This is a genomic window from Micromonospora chaiyaphumensis (assembly GCF_900091435.1).
Lineage (GTDB): Bacteria > Actinomycetota > Actinomycetes > Mycobacteriales > Micromonosporaceae > Micromonospora > Micromonospora chaiyaphumensis.
Map to the genome: position 1 here is coordinate 38,780 of NZ_FMCS01000006.1, position 20,551 is coordinate 59,330.

Here is a 20,551-nt window from a genome sequence, read left to right on the forward strand (position 1 = left end):
AGCAGACCCGGCTGAGAGGCGGCTGAGACTTCGGTGCCCCGACAGTCATTCCCCCGCCACCCTCAAGGTGAACGGAGTATGAACAGGTGGTGAGGTGATTCATGACCGACGCCCTGGTGACCGATGTCCCGGATGTCAGTACCGACTGGTACCACGACATCGTCCAGTTCGCCGACCGCACACCGGAACCGGTGCACTGGTTCGCCGTGCACTTCACCGAGGGGGCGATCGTCCTGCTCGGGGTCCTGCTGGTCCTGGCCGCGCTGGCCCGGCTGGTCGGCGGCGACCTCCGGGGCCGGGCGCTCGCCCTGGCCGCCCCGGTCGCGGTCGTCTGCGCGTACCTGTCCAGTGAGGGGTTGAAGACCCTGATCGCCGAGGACCGGCCCTGCCGCAGCCCGGCCGACCTGGTCATCGTGGCCGGGCACTGCCCGCCGGCCGGGGACTGGTCGTTCCCGAGCAACCACGCCACCATCGCGGGCGCGCTGGCCGCCACCGCGCTGCTGCTGCACCGCCGGATCGGCCTGGTGGCCGTCCCGCTCGCCGTGCTGGCCGCGGTCTCCCGCACCTTTGTGGGCGTGCACTACCCGCACGACGTGGCCGCCGGGCTGCTGCTCGGCGTGCTGGTGGGCACGCTGCTCACCCCGGTGCTGGCCCGACCGGTGGCCGAGGTCCTGCGCCGGCGGGTCCGCCGTGCCGCCGCCCGCCCGGCCGTCGGGCCCGCCCGGCGCTGACCCCGCGTGCCGGCGCTCACGTCGTCAGGACGAGGGTGGCGGCGGTGCCGAGGATGAGGAACGGGCCGAACGGCAGGTGGCTGGACCAGCGGACCCGGCGGGCCGCCAGCAGCGCCAGGCCGGCCACCGCGGAGAGCGTGACCGCGAGGACCAGGCCCGCCACCAGCACCGGCCAGCCGTACCAGCCGAGCAGCGCCCCCGCGCCGAGCGCCAGCTTGGCGTCGCCGAGACCGAACCCCCGCCGGCCGAGCAGCAGGGTGGTCGCCGCGAAGCCCGCGCCGAGGGCGAGCCCGGCCGCGGTGGCCCGCAGCCAGGGCCCGGGGCCGGGCCCGGCCAGCGTGGCCACCCCGAGCAGCACCCACACCCCGGCCGCCGCCGGCCAGGTCAGCCGGTCCGGAAGCCGGTGAACCGCGGCGTCGACCAGGGCCAGCGGCACCGCCCAGGCGAGCCACCAGGCGACCGCCATCCGTGCGGCGGGCGGCCCACCGGTGAGCGCCAGCGCCACCACCGCCGCCGCCAGGGCGGACTCCACCACCATCGGCGCTTCGCCGACCCGCGCCCGGCAGGACGGGCAGCGGGCCGCCGGCCCGAGCGCCGGCAGCGGCCGGTCCAGGCCGATCGGCGCGCCGCAGCCGTCGCACCCCGTCCGGTCGGGCGACCCCGGGGGTACGGCGTACCGCGCGACCGCCAACCGCAGCAGCGGTACGACCGCCAGGGCGGCCAGCAGCCGTGCGCCCGGGCGGCGAGCCGGGGCGGTCGGTGCGGTCGCGCGGACCCGTTCGGCGGTCACGCCGGCTCCCCCGAACGGTCGCGCGCTGTTCCACTCTGGAGCACGCAGAGTGAATCCGGCTCCCTTGCCGTGTCGCGGATGGCGCGGAAACCGGCGTCCCGCCGAGTGCGGGCGGGGCCGCGGAGGCCGGTGGCCGGCGACGGGCGGCCGGTCCGGCGACCCGGGGGACGGATCGGACCAGAGGGACGGTTGCCCCCCATTCCACCGCCCGGTGACTCACACCCGGGACACCGCATGTCGCGTGCGGGTGAACGCACTCCTGCCACCGGCCGACCCGCCCGAGGGCCGTTCGTCGCCGTCCGGACACCCACCTGCCGCCACCACCTGCCATCACTGAGCGTGTTCGATTGAATTGCCTCTGTTGCATCGGCGGACGTCAGCCTATGCTCGCCCCTTGGGTACGACGCAACCCCCGAACAATTGGCGTCGGAGGCCAACCAGAGACTTCACCCTTCGAATTCCGCAGAGATCCGTACAGGCAAATGCAGCGGTAGCAACTGCGACCCGGCCGTACACATCCGGGCGCGCTTCCGCATGCCCGGAGTGCGTTGACGCGACCGCTCCGGGTCGGCACCGAGGAGGGCCCGGCGTTGCGCACACGGCAATCCCGCCGATGGGAAATCTGCCTGCTCAGCCTCGCTCTGCTGACCGCGACCGCCGGCTGCGGCAGCGAGCCCGAGGCTGCGGCCGGCCCGCTGATCGGGCGGGCCGCCGCACCCGCGGCGCATTCCACCGCCGAGGAGAAGGCGGCCGGAAAAGCGGCTCTCGCCGCCTATTCCGGCTATCTCGACGCCTCCCGGGCGGCGAGCGCACACAGCGATCCCGGCCATCCCGCACTGGCCCGATTCGTGGCGGATCCGTTGCTGACCCGGGTGCGCGTGGCAATTCGTGACGCGAAGGAGCACGGCGCGATGCGTACCGGAACACTCGTTTCCGATCCCAGCGTGGTGTCGGTCGACCTGGCCGCCGATCCGCCCACCGTGGAGATCCAGGACTGCCTGGACGCGACCCGCTACCGCCTCGTCTACGCCAAGGACCGCCGGGTGGTCCCCGGCACCCGCGGCGGGCGCTACCTGGCCACCGCCACCGCGACCCGCTACCCCGACGGCCGGTGGCTGATCAGCGCCGGCGCCGGACACCAGGACCAGCCGTGCTGACCTGGGGAGGAGGGGGTGTCCCGGCCCGCCCGACCCGGGCCGGGGCACCCCGGCGGCTGCTGCTCACCGCCGGCCTCGCGCTGCTGCTCGCGCTGACCGGCGCGCCCGCGCTGCTGGTGACCGGCTCGCCCGCTCGCGCCGGCAACCCGGGCGGCGAGTGCCCGCCCGGGCAGGACGACTGCAACGTCTGGGACGACGAGCCCGGCACCCCGGGCGGTCCGGGCGGCGGCGGGAACGGTGGCGGGGGCGGTGGAGACGGCGGCGCCGCCGCCAAGTGCCAGTGGAACGGCCGGGTCATCCCCTGCTACCACCCGGATCTCGGCTGGTTCAACAACGGCGACGGCTGCTACTACAAGCTGGCCGAGCCCCAGCCTGCCGCCCCCGAGGGCCAGCAGTGGTACGTGCAGACCTGCAACGGTGGTGACCTGGGCGCCCAGACCGTGGTCCTGCTCGACGCGCCGCCGCCCGGCTTCGGCGCGCCGCCCGACCCGGAGGAACTGGCCCGCCGCGCGCTGGCCTCGATCTCGCTGAAGGCACCCCGGGTCGCGGTGGCGCCCCGGCGCAGCAAGGGCCCCGGCCTCGTGGGGCTGCCGGTCTGGATGTGGGCCAGCCGCGGGGCCTCCTACTTCGGGCCGCTGCACGCCTCCGCCTCGGACCGCGGGCTGACCGTCGAGATCACCGCCCGGGTGACCCGGATCGTCTGGGACATGGGCGACGGCACCGAGGTCACCTGCACGGGGCCGGGCACGCCGTACGACGCCGACGGTCCGCGGGCCGGGCGGACCTCGCCCGACTGCGGCTACGACCTCGGCTATCCGAAGGCCGACACCTACCAGGTCAGCGCGACCACGTTCTGGACCGTCGAGTGGTCCGGCGGCGGCGAGAGCGGCGAGATCGCCCAGAGCCGGGTCAGCGGGACCGTTCCGGTGCAGATCAACGAACTTCAGGTGGTGACGCGATGAGTGTGGCGACGCGCAACGGGACTCCTCTGGACGCGCCCGTGGCGCCGCCCAGGGTGGTCCGGCAACGGCGGATCCGCCCCGGCCTGCTCGGCCTGGCCGTGCTGCTGATCGCCCTCGGCGGCCTGGGCGCCGCGTTCGCGGTCACCTCGGTGCGGTCCACCGGCAGCTACCTCGCGGTGGCCCGGCCCGTCGAGGTCGGCCGGCAGCTCACGGCCGACGACCTGGTGCCGGTGCGGGTCTCCGGGGGGCGGGAACTCCAGCCGGTACGGGCCGACCGGATCAAGGAGGTGCTGGGCCTGCGAGCCGCCGTCCGGCTCACCCCGGGCACGCTGCTGACCCCGGCCCAGCTCACCGAGGCGCCGCTGCTCGGTCCCGGGCAGCAGCAGCTCGCGCTGGGGCTGGAACCGAGCCAGGTGCCCGCCCGCAAGCTGCACCCCGGCGACAGGGTGCTCCTGGTCAGCACCCCGGACACCAGCGCCGGCAGCGCCGGCACCAACCGCGGCGGCGGCACCCGGTTCGAGGCCACGGTGATCGACACCGCTGTGCCGGAGAACGACGACGTGGTCGTCTACCTGGCGCTGGCCGTCCGGGACGTGCCGGCCGTGGTCGCGCTGGCCGCGGACGACCGGATCGCGCTCGTGCTCACCGGGGCGGCCTGATGGCGGTCATCGCCCTGGTCTCGGCGAAGGGCTCGCCGGGCGTCACCACGGCCGCGCTGGCCGCCGCGCTGAGCTGGCACCGTCGGCTGGTGCTGGCCGAGTGTGACCCGGCGGGCGGGTCGGTCCTGGCCGGCTACCTGGGCGGGGCGCTCGACGGCCCGCGCGGCCTCGGCGAGCTGGCGGTCGGGGAGTTGCGCGACGGCAACCTGGAGAGTGCGTTCTGGTCGCAGCTCGTCGACCTGGACGCGCCCAGACGGGAGCGGCTGCTGCTGCCCGGCGTCGTCGACCCGGCCCAGGCCGGCAGCGTCACCCCGCTCTGGCAACGCTTCGCCGATTTCTTCACCAGCCTCGAGAGGGGCGTCCCGCCGTACGACGTGCTGGTCGACTGTGGCCGGTTGCCGGTCGGTGGTCCACCGTGGCCGGTGCTGCGGGCCGCGGCCGTGGTGCTGCTGGTCACCCGGGCGCACCTGCCCGACCTGTCCGCGACCCGCGCCACCGTCAAGGCCATCGAGCGGGACTTCGCCGAGCACCGGATCCCGCCGGGCACCCTGCGCCTGCTGGTGGTCGGGGACGGGCACGGCAGCAGCGAGATCAGCAAGGCGCTGCGGCTGCCGGTGATCGCACGGCTGCCGCACGACCCGCGTACCGCCGGGGTGCTCGCCCACGGCGGCACCGTGCGCGCCAACCGGCCGCTCATGCGCGCGGCCGGCCAGTTGGAGGTGCCCATCCGGGCGCTGCTGGACCGGCGCCGGGCGCGGCTGGCCTGGCCGGGAGCGCCGGCCCCGCACGCGGTGACCGCGCCGAGCACGCCGGGGGTGTCCGGTGCGGTTTGAACCCGTCTCCCACGACCCGCGCGGGCAGCAGCCGGGCGCCACCTCGACGGTGCCGCCGCTGGTCCCGCCGAACGGTCGGCACCTGTCCGCGCCGCCCGCCGCGCCGGTCGCGCCACCACCCCCGCCGCCCCGCCCCCGGGTCGACTTCGCGGTGGTCCGCGAGCTGCGCCGGGAACTCAGCGAACGGCTCACCCTCTGGCAGCGCGGCCGGGAGTTCGACGCGGACGCCGAGGAGGTCGAGCGCGCCCGGCTGGCCGTCGCGGTGGTCTCCACGTACGCGGACTCGGTGCGCCGGGCCGGCACGCCGATGGCCGCCGACGAGGAACGGCTGCTGCTCGACCAGGTGACCGCCGAACTGGTCGGCCTGGGCCGGCTCCAGACGCTGCTGGTCGACGACACCATCGAGGAGGTGCACATCCTCGGCTGCGACCAGGTGCGCATCACCCGGCACGGCGGTGGCGTCGACTGGGTTGAGCCGATCGCCGACAGCGACGACGAGCTGGTGGAGATCCTCCAGGCGGCGGCCCGCCGGGCCGGGGCGACCGAACGCTCCCTGTCCACCTCGAAGCCGACGCTCGACCTGCAACTGCCCGACGGCAGCCGGCTCGCCGCGGTGTTCCTGGTCAGCCACCGCCCGTACGCGGTCATCCGCAAGCACAACACGCTCGCTGTGAGCCTGGAGGACATCGCCGGCGGCCGGGCCGACCTGGACGAGATGATCGACCCGCTGCTGCGCGACTTCCTCCGCGCCGCCATGCGGGCCGGGCTGAACATCATGGTCGCCGGGCTGGCCGGGGCCGGGAAGACCACGGTCATCCGGGCGCTCATGGACGAGATCCCGGCCGACGAGCCGTACGTGCTGCTGGAGGAGAGCCGGGAGCTGCTGCCGGCCCGCCGCGGGCACAAGCACCGGGCGGTGATGAGCTTCGAGTCCCGGGAGGGGCACGGCGAGCGCGGGCTCGACGGCCGGCCGGCCGGTGAGGTCAGCATCGCCGACCTGATCCCGGTGTCGCTGCGGATGGGCGTGCTGCGGATCATCGTCGGCGAGGTGCGGTCCCGGGAGATCGTGCCGATGCTCCAGGCCATGACCACCAGCCGCGGGTCGATGTGCACGATCCACGCGCGTACCCCGGCCGGGGTGGGCGAGCGGATCATCGAGCTGGCGCTGGCCCACGGCCGGGAGATGACGGTCGACCAGGCCCGCCGGATGGCCGGCAACGCGCTGGACCTGATCGTCTACGTGACGGTCGAGGACGAGACCGCGATCGGCGGTCGCAAGCACCGCTTCGTGTCGCACGTCGAGGAGGTCATCGGCGTCGGTGAGGGCAACCGGATCACCACGACGAGCGTCTTCGGCCCGGGGCCGGACGGCCGGGCGGTGCCCCGGCACCTCCCCGAGCGGATCCGCGACCAGTTGCTGCGGGTCGGCTACGACGCCCGGCTGCTGACCCGGTTCATCGAGGCCGGCACGGGCGCCTGGCGACGCCCCCGGGCACACCCGGCTGGGACGGCGCGCATGAGGACCATCGAGCTGATCGCGCTGGTCTCCGGGGCGGCGTGCGTGGCCGGGCTGGTGCTGGCGGTGGTCGCGCTGGTCGGCACGCGCCGGCCGGCCCGTTCGACACCGGGCGCCGGGCCGGGGCTGAGCCGGCTCTGGACCGGCTCCGGCGCCGGCCGGCCGGACCAGCGCCGCCACCAGCTGCTGCTCGGCGCGGCCGTGGTGGCCGGCGCGCTGGCCTTCCTGCTCACCGGGCTGCCGGTGGTGGGTGTGCTGGTGGCGCTGGCGGTGCCCGGGGTGCCGTGGCTGTTCGCGGTGGGCCGGGCCGAGCAGCGGGCCATCGCCCGGATCGAGGCCGTCGGCGAGTGGACCCGGCGGCTCAAGGACATCTCCGGCACCGGGCAGGGTCTCCAGCAGGCCGTCATCGGCACCATCGCCACCGCGCCGGAGGAGATCCAGGACGAGGTACGCACCCTGGCGGCCCGCCTCCAGGCCGGCTGGCTGGCGAGGTCCGCCCTGCTCGCCTTCGCCGACGAGATCGCCGACCCGGTCTGCGACCAGGTGGTGGCGGCGCTGATCCTGCACCTCACCGACCGGGGCGAGCGCCTCGGCGACGTGCTCGGCTCGATCGCCGCCGCCGCCTCGGCCGAGGTGGCCACCCGGCGGGAGGTCGAGGCGAAGCGCACACAGCCCCGGTTCGCGGTCCGCTTCCTCACCGGGATGACCCTGGCCACGCTCGCGTACGGGCTGGTCAACAGCGACTACGTCCGTCCCTACGGGACGGTCTTCGGGCAGCTGGTCATGGCGGTGCTCGGGGCGGCCTTCGTCGGGCTGCTGGTCTGGGTGCGGTCGATGAGCCAGCCGCCCCGCCCGGCGCGCTTCCTGCCGGCGCCCGACCCGGAGGAGGCGATCGCATGATGCTCAACTGGCAGCTGGCCGTCGCCGTGCTCGGTGGGGCCGCCGTGGGGCTGGGGCTGTTCCTGGTGGTCCGCGAGGCGCTGCCGGCCACCCCGGCGCTCGGTCCGGCGCTGCGCCGGCTGCACCAGCCGCCCGGCCAGGCACCGGTCGCCGGGCGCGGGCCGGACTGGCTCGGTGGGGTCTCCCGCTGGCTGCGGCCACCGCACCGGCAGCTCGCCCTGCTCGACCGGACCCCGGAGCAGTACGCCCTGTCCGTGCTGCTCTCCGCGCTGGTCGGGTTCGCCGCCCCGGTGGTCGCCTCGGCCGTGCTCTTCCTGGGCGGGGTGGGGCTGCCGGTGGTCGTACCGGTGCTCGGGAGCCTGGGGCTGGCGCTGGTCGCCGGCCTGCTCGCGCACCGCGCGGTGCTGGCCCGGGCGGACGCCGCGCGGGACGAGTTCCGCCAGGCGGTCTGCACCTACCTGGACCTGGTGGCGTTGCAGCTCTCCGCCGCGCACGGCCCGGTGCAGTCGCTGGAGCGCGCGGCGGCGGTCTGCGACGGCTGGGTGTTCGACCGGATCCGGGAGGCGCTGCGGATCGCCCAGCTCCAGATGCACTCCCCCTGGGACGAACTCCAGGAGCTGGCCGACCGGATCGGCATCCCGGAGCTGGGCGACGTGGGGGCCATCATGCGCTCCTCCGGCAGCGAGGGTGCCCAGGTCCACGAGACCCTGCGCAGCCGCGCCGACTCGCTGCGCGACCAGATCCGCACCGACAACCTGGCCCGCGCCGAGGGGGTGACCAGCCGGCTGGACATCCCCGGCTCACTGCTGGTCTTCGTCCTGCTCGGCTTCGCCGTCTACCCGTTCCTCGCCCGCCTGTGAACCGACCCCGAGAAGGAGACGACCGTGCACCTCTACACCTATCTCTACGCCGCGGTGAGCAGCCGCCTGGCCGAGCTGCGGCGGGACAGCGAGCGGGGCGACAGCCCGGTGCCGACCGCGGTGATCATCTTCGGCCTGGTCGCGGTGGCCATGGCGGTCACCGCGCTCGCCCTGGCCAAGGCCAACAACTGGATGAACGCCATCCCCAACAACACGGCGCCGCAGGCCCCGTGATGCCCCGCCCCGCCCGTACCGACCGGAGCCGGCCGGCACCCGCCGGCCGGCCCACCGGCCGCTGCGGCCCGGGGCGGATCACCACCGTCCTCCGGGGACGGCTCGCCGCGGGCGGGCCCGAGCGGGGGGCCAACCCGGTCGAGCTGGCGGTGGTGATGCCGGCGATCCTGGTGCTGCTCTTCGCCTCGATCCAGCTCGCCGTCTGGTTCGTCGCCCGGTCCACCGCCCTCAACGCGGCGCAGAGCGGGGTGAACGCCCAGCGAGGGCTCGACGCACCGCCGGGTGCGGGCCGGGACCGCGCCACCACCTTCCTGCGCGCCGCCGGGGACTGGCTGGTCGACTGGCAGGACCCCGGCCCCGCCTGTGCGGTCATCGCTACCGGGGGCACCCCCACCGAGGTCACCTGCACGGTCAGCGGGCGCTCCCTGTCGGTGATCCCGGGGGTCGACTTCCCGGTCCGGCAGACCGCGCACGGCACCGCCGAACGCTGGGCGACGGGGTGAGGCGGATGGTGCGGGACCGGGGTTCCGTCTCGATCGAGGTGGCGGTGCTGGCCCCCGCCTTCATCGGGTTGATGGTGCTGGCCGGGGTGGCCGGCCGGACGGCCGTCGCCGACGAGGCGGTGGAGTCCGCCGCGCACGACGCGGCCCGGGCCGCCTCGATCGCCCGCGACGCGCGCACCGGCGAATCCGACGCCACCGACGCGGCACGGCGGCAGCTCGACTGGTCGGGGCTGCGCTGCACGGCACCACCGGCGTTGACCCTCAGCGGCTCGGTGGGGGGCACCCGGACCAGCTTCCGGAACGCGTACCGGGGCGCTCCCGGGGTGCCGGCAACCGTCACGGTCACGGTGACCTGCACGGTCTCGTTCGACGACCTGCGGGCACGCGGGCTGCCCCTGGCGCTCGGCGGCAAGACCGTCTCGGCAACCTTCACCTCCCCGCTGGACACCTACCGGAGCCGAGGATGACCGGGCGGCGCGGGGCGGAGAGCGGCCGGGTGAGTCTCTTCCTGGCCGTGGCGATGACCGGCGTACTCGTGATCATCAGCCTCGCGTACGACGGCGCCGGGCAGCTCCGCTCGTTGCAGCGCGCGGACAACCTGGCCGCCGAGGCGGCCCGCAGCGGCGGCCAGATGATCGACCGGGCCCGCGCCATCGAGGGCGGCCCGAAGCAGATCGACGAGGTGGCCGCCCGGAACGCCGTCGCGGCCTACCTGAGCGCCGCGGGCGGGGTCCGCGACCACGACGTCAGCTTCCCCGTGGTCGCCGGGGAGCAGCAGATCCACGTACGCGTCCGCATCACCTACCGCCGGGACCTGCTCGGACTCTTCGGCTTCCGGAACACCGCCACCGTCACCGGTGAGGCCACCGCGCGGGCGCTCACCGGAGCCCCGTAGGAAGGAAGGCAGTCATGGGTGCATCGCCACGTTCGGCCGTCCGGCGGACCGGTCAGGTCCTCACCGGGCTCGGCGCCCTCGTCGTGCTCTGCGCGGTGCTGGCCGGTGGGCCGATCGCCCTGCTGGCCTTCGCCGGCAACCCCCTGCCCGACCACCTGCCCACGCTGGCCGAGGTGGGCACCGCGTTGACCAGCCGCGACGACGGGCAGCTCTTCCTGCGGGCGCTGGCCGTGGTGGGCTGGTTCGGCTGGGCGACGTTCGCCTTCTCCGTACTCGTGGAACTCCTCGCGGCGGCGCTGCGCCGGCCGGCGCCCCGGCTGCCCGGGATGCGCCGCCAGCAGCGGGCCGCAGCCGCGCTGGTCGGCTCGGTGGCCCTGATCCTGGCGGCCAGCCCGGCCGCGGCGAGCGCCGCCACCCTGGCCGCGCCGCACCCGGTCGCCGCGGCGCCGGCCGTGGTCGCCCCGCAGGCGGTGATCGCCCCGCAGGCCGGACCCGCGCTCACCGCACCGCCGGCCCGGGCCACCTCGGTGACCACCGACCCGGCGGTCTACCGGGTGGCGAAGGGCGACTACCTGGGCGAGGTGGCCGAGCGCTACCTGGACGACTTCGACCGCTACCGCGAGGTGGCCCGGCTCAACCGGCTCGCCGACCCGGACCGGATCCGACCGGGACAACTGATCAAGCTGCCCGAGCGGGCCGTGGACGCGGGCGCCCGCCGGCACGCCACCGGCCGCCTCGTGGTCACCCCGGCCGGCCAGTCCCGACCGGCTCCCGGCTCGCCGGCGACGGCGGGCGGTGGCGCGTCCTCGGCGACGCCGAAGGGCAGGCCCTCCCCGGGCCCGTCCACACGCGACACCACCCCCACGGTGGAGGCGCCGACCGGGCCCGCGATGTCGGCGGGCGCCTCCCGGGCCACCCCCGAGGACGGCATCAACCGCCCGCTGGCCATCTCGGCGGTGCTGGCCGTGGCGAGCATCGTGGGCGCCCAGATCGGCGCGGTCCTCGGCCTGCGCCGCCGCCCGGCGCCCCGGCCCGGCGTCCGGGCCCTCGTGACGGGCCGCCACCGCCGGGACTGACCCGGACGATCTTGGACGGAAACGGCCCCCGGAGGGGCCGTTTCCGTCCAAGATCCAGCCCTGGATCAGGGGAGGCGGGCCTCCAGGCGGCCGTTGACCACGCGGGTGGGAAGGACGACCTGGTCGTTGCCGGACGGGCCGTGGACGACCTCGCCGCCGTTCAGGCGGAAGGTGCTGCCGTGCCAGGGACAGACCACGCAGGCGTGGCCGTCGATCTCCTGCACCTCGCCCTCACCGAGCGGGCCGCTCTGGTGCGGGCAGCGCTCCAGCATCACGGTGACGTCGTCACCGTGCCGGTAGAGGATCACCGAGACGTCGTCGATCTCCCGGGTGAGGAGCTGGCGCTGCGGCAGGCTCGACATGTCGCCGAGCGGGTGCCAGCCCTCGCTGACCAGGTGCAGCTCGGAGATGCTCTGGCTGACCTGCGCGCCCTGCTTGTACGCGAGGTGCCCGCCCAGGTACGCGCCGGCGCTCGCCGCCGACAGCCCCAGGTAGGCCAGCGCCCGGCCCATGTTGTGCCGCCCGTTGAGCCGGGCCGCCAGCGAGCTGGCGTAGAGGGTCAGGCCGATGGTGTTCGCAGCGGCGTGCACGAGGCCGATCCGGCGCTGGTCGCGGGACAGGGCCGCCCAGTCGTTGAGCCCGGCCACCGCCGCCGGCACGGCGCTGAGCGTGCCGACCCCGACCAGCGCGGTCGCTGCCCGGCGCTGCCCGGGCATCAGGTCTACGACGGCGGCCGAGATCCAGGCGCCGACCGGCACCTGCACCATGGCCGGGTGCAGCGGGTGACCAAGCCAGACGCCGTGCAGGAAGTCGCGGACCCGCTGGGGGCGCAGGGTGCCCTGGACGGCGCGCTGCAACCGGTCACCCACCCGGTCGAGCCCCGAGGCCTGTTCGAGTTTCGTCAATAGTTCGCGCACGTTGTCCGACTTCCCGGCCGGAGACGTCCCAAACCGGGCGGCGACGACGGATCACCCCATCGGGTAATTCGGCCCCCCCGGTAGCGGCCAAGCACGGTCATCGAGGGTAGGAGCCGTAGCTCTCCGGCGTCGCGAAGGGATCCAAAGAGTCTCCGGCGGTTAGGGCATCGCGGCTCCTGCCGTGGACCTTGGCGAAGCCGTTCGGCACCACTCGGTAAACATTCCGAGCCCGATACCGCTCGTCGAACGAGGCTTGGGGTACGGGCCGTTTTCCCAGGTTAAGGAGGCCAAGGTTTACCAGCTCTCCCAACCCCTTGCCCCGCGTTTCGTCGCTCAGGTCATAGAGCTCCCGCCCGATGCGCGGGGAGATCCACACCGCTTCACCGGTCTTACCGCGTTCCTCATGTAGCGCAGCGAGGTACATGCTGACCGCCGCACCGGACAGGTGGGTAATCCAGCCCTCCGTCCAGAACTCCCGCTTCAGCTGCACGTAGAAGTGCTTTTCCCGCTGCCCCGGCGGTCGCTTGCGGTGTCTCGCCACCAGGGGGCCGGGCGCCTCGTAGGCCCCGCCCGAGCCGGCGTCATCAAGCATGTGGATCCGGCCGGCCTCACCTCGCCGATGCTCCAGTGCGACGAAGCCCTCTCCCTCGAGCCACTTGAGCGCTTCACGGATGCGTCGGGCGCCGGCGCCGGCCGGGTTTGACAGCCCAAGCAGAGACGCCAACTGCTGCGCGGGGTAGCCGAACACCGGATCAGGGCGCCCACGGGCCAGCCAGAGCAACGACAGGAACAACTTCAAACGGGTGGCTCCGCCACGACCACCCCCACCGCGCAGGATTCGCGCCATTGGCGGAGACGGCTCCGTCGGATCGTTTCGAGCGATAAAGCGCCATCGGACGGCAGCCCCGGAGGCGCCAGCGTGCCGAGCCGCCTCTTGCGCCGTCCTCAGCTGGTGAGGATCTTGCCGGAACTTCGTGTCATCCACGTTCACGTTTTTCACCAGCCCCGCCCTTCTACGAGTTTAGCGGTATAGTCCTCTGCGGTCTAAACGTAGGGGCTACTCCGACGAGACCTAGTAAGGGTAGCACCGCCGTAAACGTACAGGCGGAGGGAAATCGACAGATGAAGGCGGTCTGGCGATGGTGGAGCGGTTTGCGTAAGCGATAGACCCATGCTACCTTGTGTCCAGATCGAGGTCGAGGATGGCCGGCGCCGCATCCACACAGTCCGTGGGCGTGGCGCTAGGAGGCCCCGACGGAGGTCAACGGGAGTACCTGCGGGCCCACTACAACACGAGTAGCTCTCGTTGGGTGTCCGCGACGCGGCGCAAGGTTGGCGTCTCGCTCCCGTCGAAAGGCCCCGTAGACGTCTGCGGGGCCTTTCGCGTTGCCCGCGGTGTCCAGCTCAACGCACGCCGGTCAGCTCCCCCAGCGGTCGGTGTGCAGGGCGGCGGCCAGGGGTCGGGGCGCACGCCAGCCGTGCCGGACCAGGTCGGGCACGGTCTGGAGGTGGCTCACCGGGCCCAGGCAGAGCCAGGCCACCGGGCGGATGCCGGGCGGGATGCCGAGCAGGTCGGCCAGGAACGGCTCCCGGTAGAAGGAGACCCAGCCGACGCCGAGCCCTTCGGCGGTGGCGGCCAGCCAGAGGTTCTGGATGGCCAGGCAGACCGAGTAGAGGCCGGCGTCGGCGATGGCGTGCCGCCCGAGCACCGCCGGCCCGCCCCGCTGCGCGTCGTACGTGACCACGACCGACAGCGTCGACTCCCGCACTCCGTCGATCTTGATGCGGGCGAACCGCTCGGCCGCCGCACCGTCCAGCGTGGCGGCGAAGGTGTCCCGCTCGACCTGGACGTGCGCGTGGAACCGGCGCCGGGTCTCCGGGTCACGGACCAGGACGAAGTCCCAGGGCTGCGAGTTCCCGACGCTCGGCGCGGCGTGCGCGGCGGTGAGGATCCGGTCCAGCACGGCGTCCGGCACCGGCGCACCGGTGAACTCGGCGCGCACGTCGCGGCGGCGGTGGATGACGGCGTACAGGTCCACAGGCAGGCTCCCGCTGCACTCGGCCCACGGTTGCGTGGGCGACGCGACGCGAGGCCGGTCTTCGGACTTCCGGATCGACGCCTGACCGTCCGCCTTCCCAGCCGTACGGCCAGTGGCTGCGCGTGTCGCGCATGGACGGGGACTCCCCGGTCACCGCGGCGGGCCCGTGCCGGAATTCCACCGGCTTCCCGATTCTCCCCGCACCCGCGGGGCACCTCGCCTGATCGTTGCCGCCGCCGATGCTACGACCTGGCACCGTCGACGTGCCGGTGGCCCGGGTCAGGCGGGTGGGGCGAGCTCGCGCAGCACCTGGTTGAGCCGGTCGATGCGGGACTGGGCCTCGGTGCGCAGCCGCTCGGCGAGCGCGTCCCAGTCCGTGGAGGTCGGTGCCTGTCCCGGTGGCAGCGCCGCGAGGGCCCGGCCCACCTCGGCCAGCGTGAGCCCGACCCGCTGGCACGCCTCGATCATCGCCAGCCGGCACATCACGTCGCTGTGATACCGGCGCTGGTTACCGGCCGTGCGGTCGCTGCTGATGAGGCCCTGCGCCTCGTAGAACCGGATCGCCGACACCGAGACGCCGCTCCGCCCCGCGACCTGACCGATCGTGAGACCCGGCTCGTGCCAGTCGAAGGACGTGTCCTGCTTCACGCCCCGAGTATGCCCACCGGACGTTGACCTCAACAATTGTTGAGGTTCTACGGTCGGCCCATCGAGTTCCCGAGAATTCTGGAGGCGACGATGATCCTGGTGACCGGTGCGACGGGCAACGTCGGGCGGCGCGTGGTCGAGCGGCTGGCCGCCGCCGGCCACGGCGTGCGGGCCGTCACCCGCGACCCCGCCCGAGCGAGCCTGCCGGCGGGGGTGGAGGCGGTGGCCGCCGACCTGGCCGATCCGGAGACGCTGCGCCCGCACCTGGACGGTGTCCGGGCCGTGTTCCTCATCTGGCCGTTCGTCGATCCGGCCACGACGGCGCAGCTCGCTCCGCGCGTCGCCGCCGTGCTCGCCGGCGCCGGGTCACCCCGGGTCGTGTACGTGTCGGCCGCCACGGCCGAGGCCGACCCGGACTCGTTCTGGGCCCTGGTGGAACGCGCCATCGTCGCGGCCGGCCTGCCCTGGACGATGCTGCGTCCCACCGGAATCGCCACGAACACCCTGGCCTGGGCCGAGTCGATCCGCTCGGAGGGCGTGGTGCGCTGGCCGTACGGCGCGGCCGCCCGTTCGATGGTCCACGAGGACGACATCGCGGCCGTGGCGGTCGAGGCGCTGACCACCGACCGGCACGACCGGCGGACCTACGTGCTCAGCGGCCCGCAGACGGTCACCCAGGCCGAGCAGGTGCGCATCATCGGTGCGGCGATCGGCCGCGACGTGCGGTGGCAGGAGGTACCCGCCGAGGCGGTACGCCCCATGCTGGCCGCGGCGATGGGCAGCGCCGCGTTCGCGGACGCGGCGCTGACCGGCTGGGCCGCCATGGCGGAGACTCCGGAACAGGTGACCGCCGACGTGGCGGCCGTACTGGGGCGGCCCGCGCGGACGTTCGCCCACTGGGCCGCCGACCACGCGGCCGACTTCACCTGAGCCGGGAAACCACTCGCGGCCGGTGCCGTCGCCGTCCATTGTTGTGCGGGTGTACGCACACGCCTCCCGTACCCCCTCGGCCGCACCGGCGGCCCGGCTCATCGCGGCGCTGGGCCGGCCCGAGGCCGTGCCCCCGCCGCTGCTGATGCTCCTCGGCATGGTCTCCACCCAGGTCGGCGCGGCGGTGGCCAAGCAGCTCTTCACCGCCACCAGCCCCGGGGGTACGACCACCCTCCGGCTCGGCCTCGGCGCGCTGGTGCTGCTCGCGGTCACGCGCCCGACCCGCTGGCCCGGCTGGCGGGCGGCCGGCCTGATCGTGGCGTTCGGGGTGGCCATGGCCGCCATGAACCTCGCCTTCTACGCCGCGCTCCAGCGGGTGCCGCTCGGGGTGGCCGTCACCGTCGGTTTCGCCGGCCCGCTGGTCGTCTCGCTGCTGGGCAGCCGGCGGGTGGTCGACGTGCTCTGGGCACTGCTGGCCGGCACCGGGGTGCTGCTCCTGGCCGGGCTGGGCGGCGCCGGCGTCGACCCGCTCGGGCTGCTGCTCTGCGGGCTCATCGCGGTCGGCTGGGCCGGTTACGTGCTGCTCGGCAAGGCCATGAGCAACCACCTGCCGGGCACCCGGGGGCTGGCGCTGGGGATGGCGGTGGGCGCGGTCTGCGTACTCCCGTTCGGGGTCGCGTCCGGCGGCGCCGAGCTGCTCGACCTCCGGATCGTGGCGCTCGGGCTCGGGGTGGCGCTGCTGTCGTCGGTGCTGCCCTACTCGGCGGAGCTGGCCGCGCTGCGCCGGATGCCGGCGCGCGTCTTCGCGGTGCTGCTGAGCCTGGAGCCGGCGGTGGCCGCGGTGGTCGGCACGCTGCTGCTGGGCGAGCTGCTGGCCTGGCCGCAGCTGGCCGGCGTGGCCTGCGTGGTGGGCGCGGCCCTCGGCGCCACCCTGGCCCGCCGAGACTGACAACTCACCCGTCCACGCTCGAAGCCCGTCCGGGATCTTGGTAGGAAATGGCCCCCATAGGGGCCACTTCCTACCAAGATCTTTCCGAAAATCCTGCCCTTCGGACGACGTGAGCAGGGGTTGATACCAGTGCACGACGATGACGAGGCAGCGCCAGGAGTCTGGACCTGGCTCCAGGCCTGGTACGCCATCCGGTGCGACGGCGACTGGGAGCACGAATACGGCATCCGGATCGAGTCGCTCGACAACCCGGGTTGGTCGTTGACCATCGACGTGGCGGACACCGGTCTGGCGGACCAGCCCTACGAACAGCAGGAGATCCACCGCAGCCAGCACGATTGGGTCATCACCAGGGTGCAGAACGCCCAGTTCCATGCTGCCTGCGGCCCACTCAACCTCGGCGAGGCGCTGCACCTGTTCCGCCGCTGGGCGGACGCCGACGGTTGACCTCGCGCAGGACCGAGTGCTGGCGCGGCGGGTGACGTCGAGGGCATGCTGATCCGATGGGGGTACGCGTCGAGCACGCCGGTCCGGTGACCACGGTGATCCTGGACCGGCCGGAGGCCCGCAACGCCGTCGACGGCCCGACCGCCCGGGCCCTCGCCGATGCCTTCCGGGCCTTCGAGGCCGACCCGGACGCGGCGGTCGCCGTGCTCTGGGGCGCGGGCGGCACCTTCTGCGCGGGGGCCGACCTCAAGGCCATCGGTACGCCGCGCGGCAACCGGGTCGAGCCCGAGGGCGACGGTCCGATGGGCCCCACCCGGATGCGCCTGTCCAAGCCGGTGCTCGCCGCCATCTCCGGTCACGCCGTGGCCGGGGGCCTGGAACTGGCGCTCTGGTGCGACCTGCGGATCGCCGAGTCGGATGCCACGCTCGGCGTGTTCTGCCGGCGCTGGGGCGTGCCGCTGATCGACGGCGGGACGGTCCGGCTGCCCCGGCTCATCGGCGAGAGCCGGGCCCTGGACCTGATCCTCACCGGCCGCCCGGTGGCCGCCGACGAGGCGTACGCGATGGGTCTGGTGAACCGGGTGGTCGCGCCGGGTGCGGCCCGGGCGGAGGCCGAGCGGCTGGCCGCCGAGATCGCCCGGCACCCGCAGACCTGCCTGCGCAACGACCGGGCGGCGGTGCTGTCGGGCGCCGGGCTGCCCGAGCCGGAGGCGATGGCCACCGAACTCGCCTTCGGGATGGAGTCCCTGGTCACCGACGCCGTGAAGGGCGCGGCCCGGTTCACCGCCGGCGCCGGCCGGCACGGCGCGCCGGCCGACTGACGGCTACTTCAGGTTGCGCAGGGCGTCCTCGATGGCGCGGTGGAAGGTCGGGTACGCGTAGATCATGTGCCGGAGCTGGCTGACCGGGACGGCGGCGTGCACCGCCACGACCAGCGCGGAGAGCACCTCGCCGCCGGCCGGCCCGACGGAGGTGGCGCCGATCAGCACGCCCTGGTCGGCGTCGGCGACCAGCTTGATGAATCCCGCGTTGCCGGCCTTGTGGATCCAGCCGCGGGTCGACGAGGTCAGGTCGGTGTAGCCGACCTGGACGTTGATGCCGCGGGCGCGGGCCTGCTGCTCGGTGAGGCCGACCGCGCCCACCTCGGGGTCGGTGAAGGTGACCCGGGGCAGCGCGCGGTAGTCGGCGACCGGCACGCTGCCCGGCGCGGCTGCCGAGCCGCCCGCGCTCATCGACCCGCCGACCGCGCTGACCACGCCGGCCGCCCCGCCCATCACGCTGGCGGTGCCGCTGGCGTCCGGCCCGCCCTTCATCCGCCGCACGTGGTCGAGGACGTCGGCGACGACGATGCCCGCCTGGTACATGGCGATGTGGGTGAACGCGCCCTCGCCCGTGAGGTCGCCGACCGCCCAGATCCCCTCGGCGGCGTGCATCCGCTCGTTGACCGGCAGGTAGCGCTGCGTGCAGTCGATGCCGACCGAATCCAGGCCCAGCTCCTCCAGGTGGGCCTTGCGGCCGGTCACCACCAGCAGCTTCTCGCCACTGAAGGCGCGGTCGCCGGAGTGGACGGTGAAGCTCGTGCCGTCGTGCGCGACCCGCTCGGCCCGGACCCCGGTGTGGATCTCGACCCCGTCGGCGCGCAGCGCGGCTGCGGCGATCTCGGAGGCTTCCGGCTCCTCGACGGCGAGCACGCGGTCGGCCGCCTCGACCACTGTCACGCGGACCCCGAACCGGGCGAAGACCTGGGCCAGCTCCAGCCCGATGGCGCCACCACCCAGCACCAGCAGCGAATCCGCCAGCTCCTCGACCTCGATGGCCTGGTGGTTGGTCCAGTACGGGGTGTCGGCCAGCCCGTCGATCGGCGGGACCGAGGGGCGGGTGCCGGTGCCGAGGACGACGCCGTACCGGGCCTCGAACACCTGGTCGCCGACGTGGACCCGGTTCGCGCCGTCCAGCCGCCCGCTGCCCCGGACGAACCGGCCCCCCTTGCCGGTGAACCGGTCCACCGCGACCTTGTCGTCCCAGGTGTCGGTGGCCTCCTCGCGGATCCGCTTCGCGACCGGCGCCCAGTCGGGGCGTACCTCGGCGCTGCCGGCCAGCCCGTCGACCCGGCGCGCCTCGGCGAGCGCGTTGGCCGCCCGGATCATCATCTTGCTCGGGATGCAGCCCCAGTAGGGACATTCGCCGCCCACCAGGTCCCGCTCGATGCCCACCACGGTGAGGCCGGCCTCGGCGAGCCGCCCGGCCACCTCCTCGCCGCCGACCCCGAGCCCGACCACGACCACGTCCACAAGTTCCGGCTCCGCCATGCCGCCAGCATTCCGCACGGCCGCGCCACCGGCCACCGCGTCGGGCCGGAAATCCCGCGCCGGTGATCATCGCCACCGCCTACGGTGGCCGCATGCAGGAACGCTTCGCCCCGGTCCGGGACTGCTTCCACGACCTGTTCGCCACCGGCCGGGAGACCGGCGCCGCGCTGGCTGTCTGGTACGACGGCGCGCCGGTGCTCGACCTGGTGGGCGGCACCCGCGCCGCCGTACCGCCCGGCGCGGTCGTACCGGCCGTGGGGGCCGAGGCGCCGTGGCGGCCGGACACGCTGGTGAACGTCTACTCGGTGGGCAAGCCGGTGGTCGCGCTCTGCCTCCTGCTGCTCGTCGACCGGGGCCGGGTCGACCTCGACGCGCCGGTGTCGGCGTACTGGCCGGGGTTCCGCGCGCCGGCCACCGTGCGGCAGGTGCTCGCCCACACCGCCGGGCTGCCCGCGTTCCCGGTGCCCCGGCCCGCCGCGGCCATCGCCGACTGGGGGCTGCTCTGCGCCGACCTGGCCGCCGCCGAACCGGAGTGGGCGCCGGGCAGCGTCGCGGGCGAGCACGCCTGGACGTACGGGCACCTCGTCGGCGAGCTGGTCCGCCGGGTGGACGGGCGGCCGGTGGGCCGGTTCCTGGCCGAGGAGATCGCCGGACCGTGGCGCCTCGACCTGGGCTTCGGCCTCGACGCCGCGGACCAGCGGCGCTGCGCCGACCTGTCGTACGCCGATCCGGGCTGGCCGGTGCGGATGCTGGGCGAGCCGGGGTCGCTGCGTGCCCGGGCGGTGGGGAACCCGGCCGGCGGCCTGGACGTGGCGGTGGTCAACGGCCCGCTCTGGCGCGGCACGGAGTTCCCCGCCGTGAACCTGCACGCCACCGCGTCCGCCCTGGCCCGCCTCTACGCGGGCCTGCTCGCCGGCGGCACCCTCGACGGGGTACGCCGGTTCAGCCCCGACCTGGTCGCCGAAGCGACCCGGACGCAGTACGAGGGGCCGGACCTGCTGCTGGACCGGCCGGTGTCCTGGACGTTGGGCATGCAGTGGGAGCCGGACGGGAGCTGGGGCATGGGCGGGATCGGCGGCAGCAGCGCCTGGGCCGACCCGGAACGCGGCTACACCTTCGCGTACGCGACCGCCCGGCTGGCCGACCACGACCGCGTGGAGGAGCTGGTCGAGGCGCTGCACTCCTGCCTCTAACGG

23 protein-coding genes, 1 pseudogene and 1 riboswitch are annotated in these 20,551 nt (G+C 74.5%); of the genes and pseudogenes, 18 read left to right on the forward strand and 6 right to left on the reverse strand.

What is annotated here, in order from left to right; all coding sequences use genetic code 11:
• Positions 1-101: 101 nt before the first annotated feature.
• Positions 102-731: a phosphatase PAP2 family protein gene (locus tag GA0070214_RS17135; RefSeq protein ID WP_091264172.1), complete on the forward strand. Its 630-nt coding sequence runs from the start codon at positions 102-104 to the stop codon at positions 729-731.
• 16 nt (positions 732-747) lie between these two features.
• On the opposite strand, the gene GA0070214_RS17140 is transcribed toward GA0070214_RS17135, so the two are convergent.
• Positions 748-1,521, reverse strand: coding sequence for a prepilin peptidase (locus GA0070214_RS17140; RefSeq protein ID WP_091264176.1), 774 nt, complete (start codon positions 1,519-1,521; stop codon positions 748-750).
• A 590-nt stretch (positions 1,522-2,111) separates the two neighbouring features.
• On the opposite strand from GA0070214_RS17140, the gene GA0070214_RS17145 reads away from it, so the two are divergent.
• From GA0070214_RS17145 to GA0070214_RS17200, 12 genes and pseudogenes are all read left to right on the forward strand, one after another.
• Positions 2,112-2,678 (forward strand): hypothetical protein, encoded by a 567-nt coding sequence (locus tag GA0070214_RS17145; RefSeq protein ID WP_091265466.1) that lies wholly within the window; start codon positions 2,112-2,114, stop codon positions 2,676-2,678.
• Positions 2,672-3,640 carry a hypothetical protein gene (locus GA0070214_RS17150; protein ID WP_091264180.1) on the forward strand — a complete coding sequence of 323 codons (969 nt, stop codon included), beginning with the start codon at positions 2,672-2,674 and terminating at the stop codon, positions 3,638-3,640. Before GA0070214_RS17145 ends, GA0070214_RS17150 begins: the two co-directional genes overlap by 7 nt.
• Positions 3,637-4,299 (forward strand): SAF domain-containing protein, encoded by a 663-nt coding sequence (locus tag GA0070214_RS17155; protein WP_091264184.1) that lies wholly within the window; start codon positions 3,637-3,639, stop codon positions 4,297-4,299. The genes GA0070214_RS17150 and GA0070214_RS17155 overlap by 4 nt, the downstream gene beginning before the upstream one ends.
• A complete protein-coding gene (locus tag GA0070214_RS17160; RefSeq protein WP_091264188.1) occupies positions 4,299-5,132 on the forward strand; it encodes a CpaE/TadZ family protein in 834 nt (277 codons plus the stop codon). Before GA0070214_RS17155 ends, GA0070214_RS17160 begins: the two co-directional genes overlap by 1 nt.
• A pseudogene (locus GA0070214_RS32920) lies at positions 5,122-6,652 on the forward strand (TadA family conjugal transfer-associated ATPase). Before GA0070214_RS17160 ends, GA0070214_RS32920 begins: the two are co-directional and overlap by 11 nt.
• Positions 6,649-7,548, forward strand: coding sequence for a type II secretion system F family protein (locus GA0070214_RS32925; protein WP_091264192.1), 900 nt, complete (start codon positions 6,649-6,651; stop codon positions 7,546-7,548). The pseudogene GA0070214_RS32920 and the gene GA0070214_RS32925 overlap by 4 nt, the downstream one beginning before the upstream one ends.
• Positions 7,548-8,408 (forward strand): type II secretion system F family protein, encoded by an 861-nt coding sequence (locus GA0070214_RS17175; protein ID WP_091265468.1) that lies wholly within the window; start codon positions 7,548-7,550, stop codon positions 8,406-8,408. The genes GA0070214_RS32925 and GA0070214_RS17175 overlap by 1 nt, the downstream gene beginning before the upstream one ends.
• 24 nt (positions 8,409-8,432) lie before the next feature.
• Positions 8,433-8,642 carry a hypothetical protein gene (locus tag GA0070214_RS17180; protein ID WP_091264196.1) on the forward strand — a complete coding sequence of 70 codons (210 nt, stop codon included), beginning with the start codon at positions 8,433-8,435 and terminating at the stop codon, positions 8,640-8,642.
• On the forward strand, positions 8,642-9,145 hold the full coding sequence (locus tag GA0070214_RS17185) for a TadE/TadG family type IV pilus assembly protein (protein ID WP_091265471.1): 504 nt from the start codon (positions 8,642-8,644) through the stop codon (positions 9,143-9,145). Before GA0070214_RS17180 ends, GA0070214_RS17185 begins: the two co-directional genes overlap by 1 nt.
• 5 nt (positions 9,146-9,150) lie before the next feature.
• On the forward strand, positions 9,151-9,612 hold the full coding sequence (locus GA0070214_RS17190; protein WP_091264199.1) for a TadE/TadG family type IV pilus assembly protein: 462 nt from the start codon (positions 9,151-9,153) through the stop codon (positions 9,610-9,612).
• Positions 9,609-10,040, forward strand: a complete 432-nt coding sequence (locus GA0070214_RS17195) for a hypothetical protein (RefSeq protein WP_091264203.1) — start codon at positions 9,609-9,611, stop codon at positions 10,038-10,040. The genes GA0070214_RS17190 and GA0070214_RS17195 overlap by 4 nt, the downstream gene beginning before the upstream one ends.
• A 14-nt stretch (positions 10,041-10,054) precedes the next feature.
• Complete coding sequence (locus tag GA0070214_RS17200) at positions 10,055-11,116, forward strand: LysM peptidoglycan-binding domain-containing protein (protein ID WP_091264206.1); 1,062 nt, start codon at positions 10,055-10,057, stop codon at positions 11,114-11,116.
• Between the two features lie 65 nt (positions 11,117-11,181).
• Here the strand turns inward: GA0070214_RS17200 and GA0070214_RS17205 are convergent, their stop codons facing one another.
• The 4 genes from GA0070214_RS17205 to soxR form a co-directional block, all read right to left on the reverse strand.
• Positions 11,182-12,033 (reverse strand): Rieske (2Fe-2S) protein, encoded by an 852-nt coding sequence (locus GA0070214_RS17205; RefSeq protein WP_091264209.1) that lies wholly within the window; start codon positions 12,031-12,033, stop codon positions 11,182-11,184.
• Positions 12,034-12,130: 97 nt separating this feature from the next.
• On the reverse strand, positions 12,131-12,832 hold the full coding sequence (locus GA0070214_RS17210) for a hypothetical protein (protein WP_244167751.1): 702 nt from the start codon (positions 12,830-12,832) through the stop codon (positions 12,131-12,133).
• A gap of 619 nt (positions 12,833-13,451) precedes the next feature.
• Positions 13,452-14,072: a 5,6-dimethylbenzimidazole synthase gene (gene bluB, locus GA0070214_RS17215; RefSeq protein WP_091264212.1), complete on the reverse strand. Its 621-nt coding sequence runs from the start codon at positions 14,070-14,072 to the stop codon at positions 13,452-13,454.
• Between the two features lie 35 nt (positions 14,073-14,107).
• Positions 14,108-14,301: riboswitch (cobalamin riboswitch) on the reverse strand.
• A 50-nt stretch (positions 14,302-14,351) separates the two neighbouring features.
• Positions 14,352-14,720: a redox-sensitive transcriptional activator SoxR gene (gene soxR / locus GA0070214_RS17220; protein ID WP_091264216.1), complete on the reverse strand. Its 369-nt coding sequence runs from the start codon at positions 14,718-14,720 to the stop codon at positions 14,352-14,354.
• Positions 14,721-14,810: 90 nt separating this feature from the next.
• Between soxR and GA0070214_RS17225 the strand changes: the two genes are divergently transcribed.
• The 4 genes from GA0070214_RS17225 (at position 14,811) to GA0070214_RS17240 (ending at position 17,867) form a co-directional block, all read left to right on the forward strand.
• Entirely contained in the window at positions 14,811-15,650 is an 840-nt protein-coding gene (locus GA0070214_RS17225; RefSeq protein ID WP_091264220.1) for an SDR family oxidoreductase, read from the forward strand.
• 49 nt (positions 15,651-15,699) lie between these two features.
• Positions 15,700-16,599, forward strand: coding sequence for an EamA family transporter (locus tag GA0070214_RS17230; protein WP_244167752.1), 900 nt, complete (start codon positions 15,700-15,702; stop codon positions 16,597-16,599).
• Between the two features lie 129 nt (positions 16,600-16,728).
• On the forward strand, positions 16,729-17,046 hold the full coding sequence (locus GA0070214_RS17235) for an immunity 53 family protein (RefSeq protein ID WP_208602807.1): 318 nt from the start codon (positions 16,729-16,731) through the stop codon (positions 17,044-17,046).
• A 56-nt stretch (positions 17,047-17,102) separates the two neighbouring features.
• On the forward strand, positions 17,103-17,867 hold the full coding sequence (locus tag GA0070214_RS17240) for a crotonase/enoyl-CoA hydratase family protein (RefSeq protein ID WP_091264227.1): 765 nt from the start codon (positions 17,103-17,105) through the stop codon (positions 17,865-17,867).
• Between the two features lie 3 nt (positions 17,868-17,870).
• On the opposite strand, the gene GA0070214_RS17245 is transcribed toward GA0070214_RS17240, so the two are convergent.
• Entirely contained in the window at positions 17,871-19,355 is a 1,485-nt protein-coding gene (locus GA0070214_RS17245) for a dihydrolipoyl dehydrogenase family protein (RefSeq protein ID WP_091264230.1), read from the reverse strand.
• A 92-nt stretch (positions 19,356-19,447) separates the two neighbouring features.
• Between GA0070214_RS17245 and GA0070214_RS17250 the strand changes: the two genes are divergently transcribed.
• The gene (locus tag GA0070214_RS17250; RefSeq protein ID WP_091265482.1) at positions 19,448-20,548 is read left to right on the forward strand and encodes a serine hydrolase domain-containing protein; all 1,101 of its coding nucleotides are present in this window, start codon (positions 19,448-19,450) and stop codon (positions 20,546-20,548) included.
• The last annotated feature ends 3 nt before the right edge of the window (positions 20,549-20,551 follow it).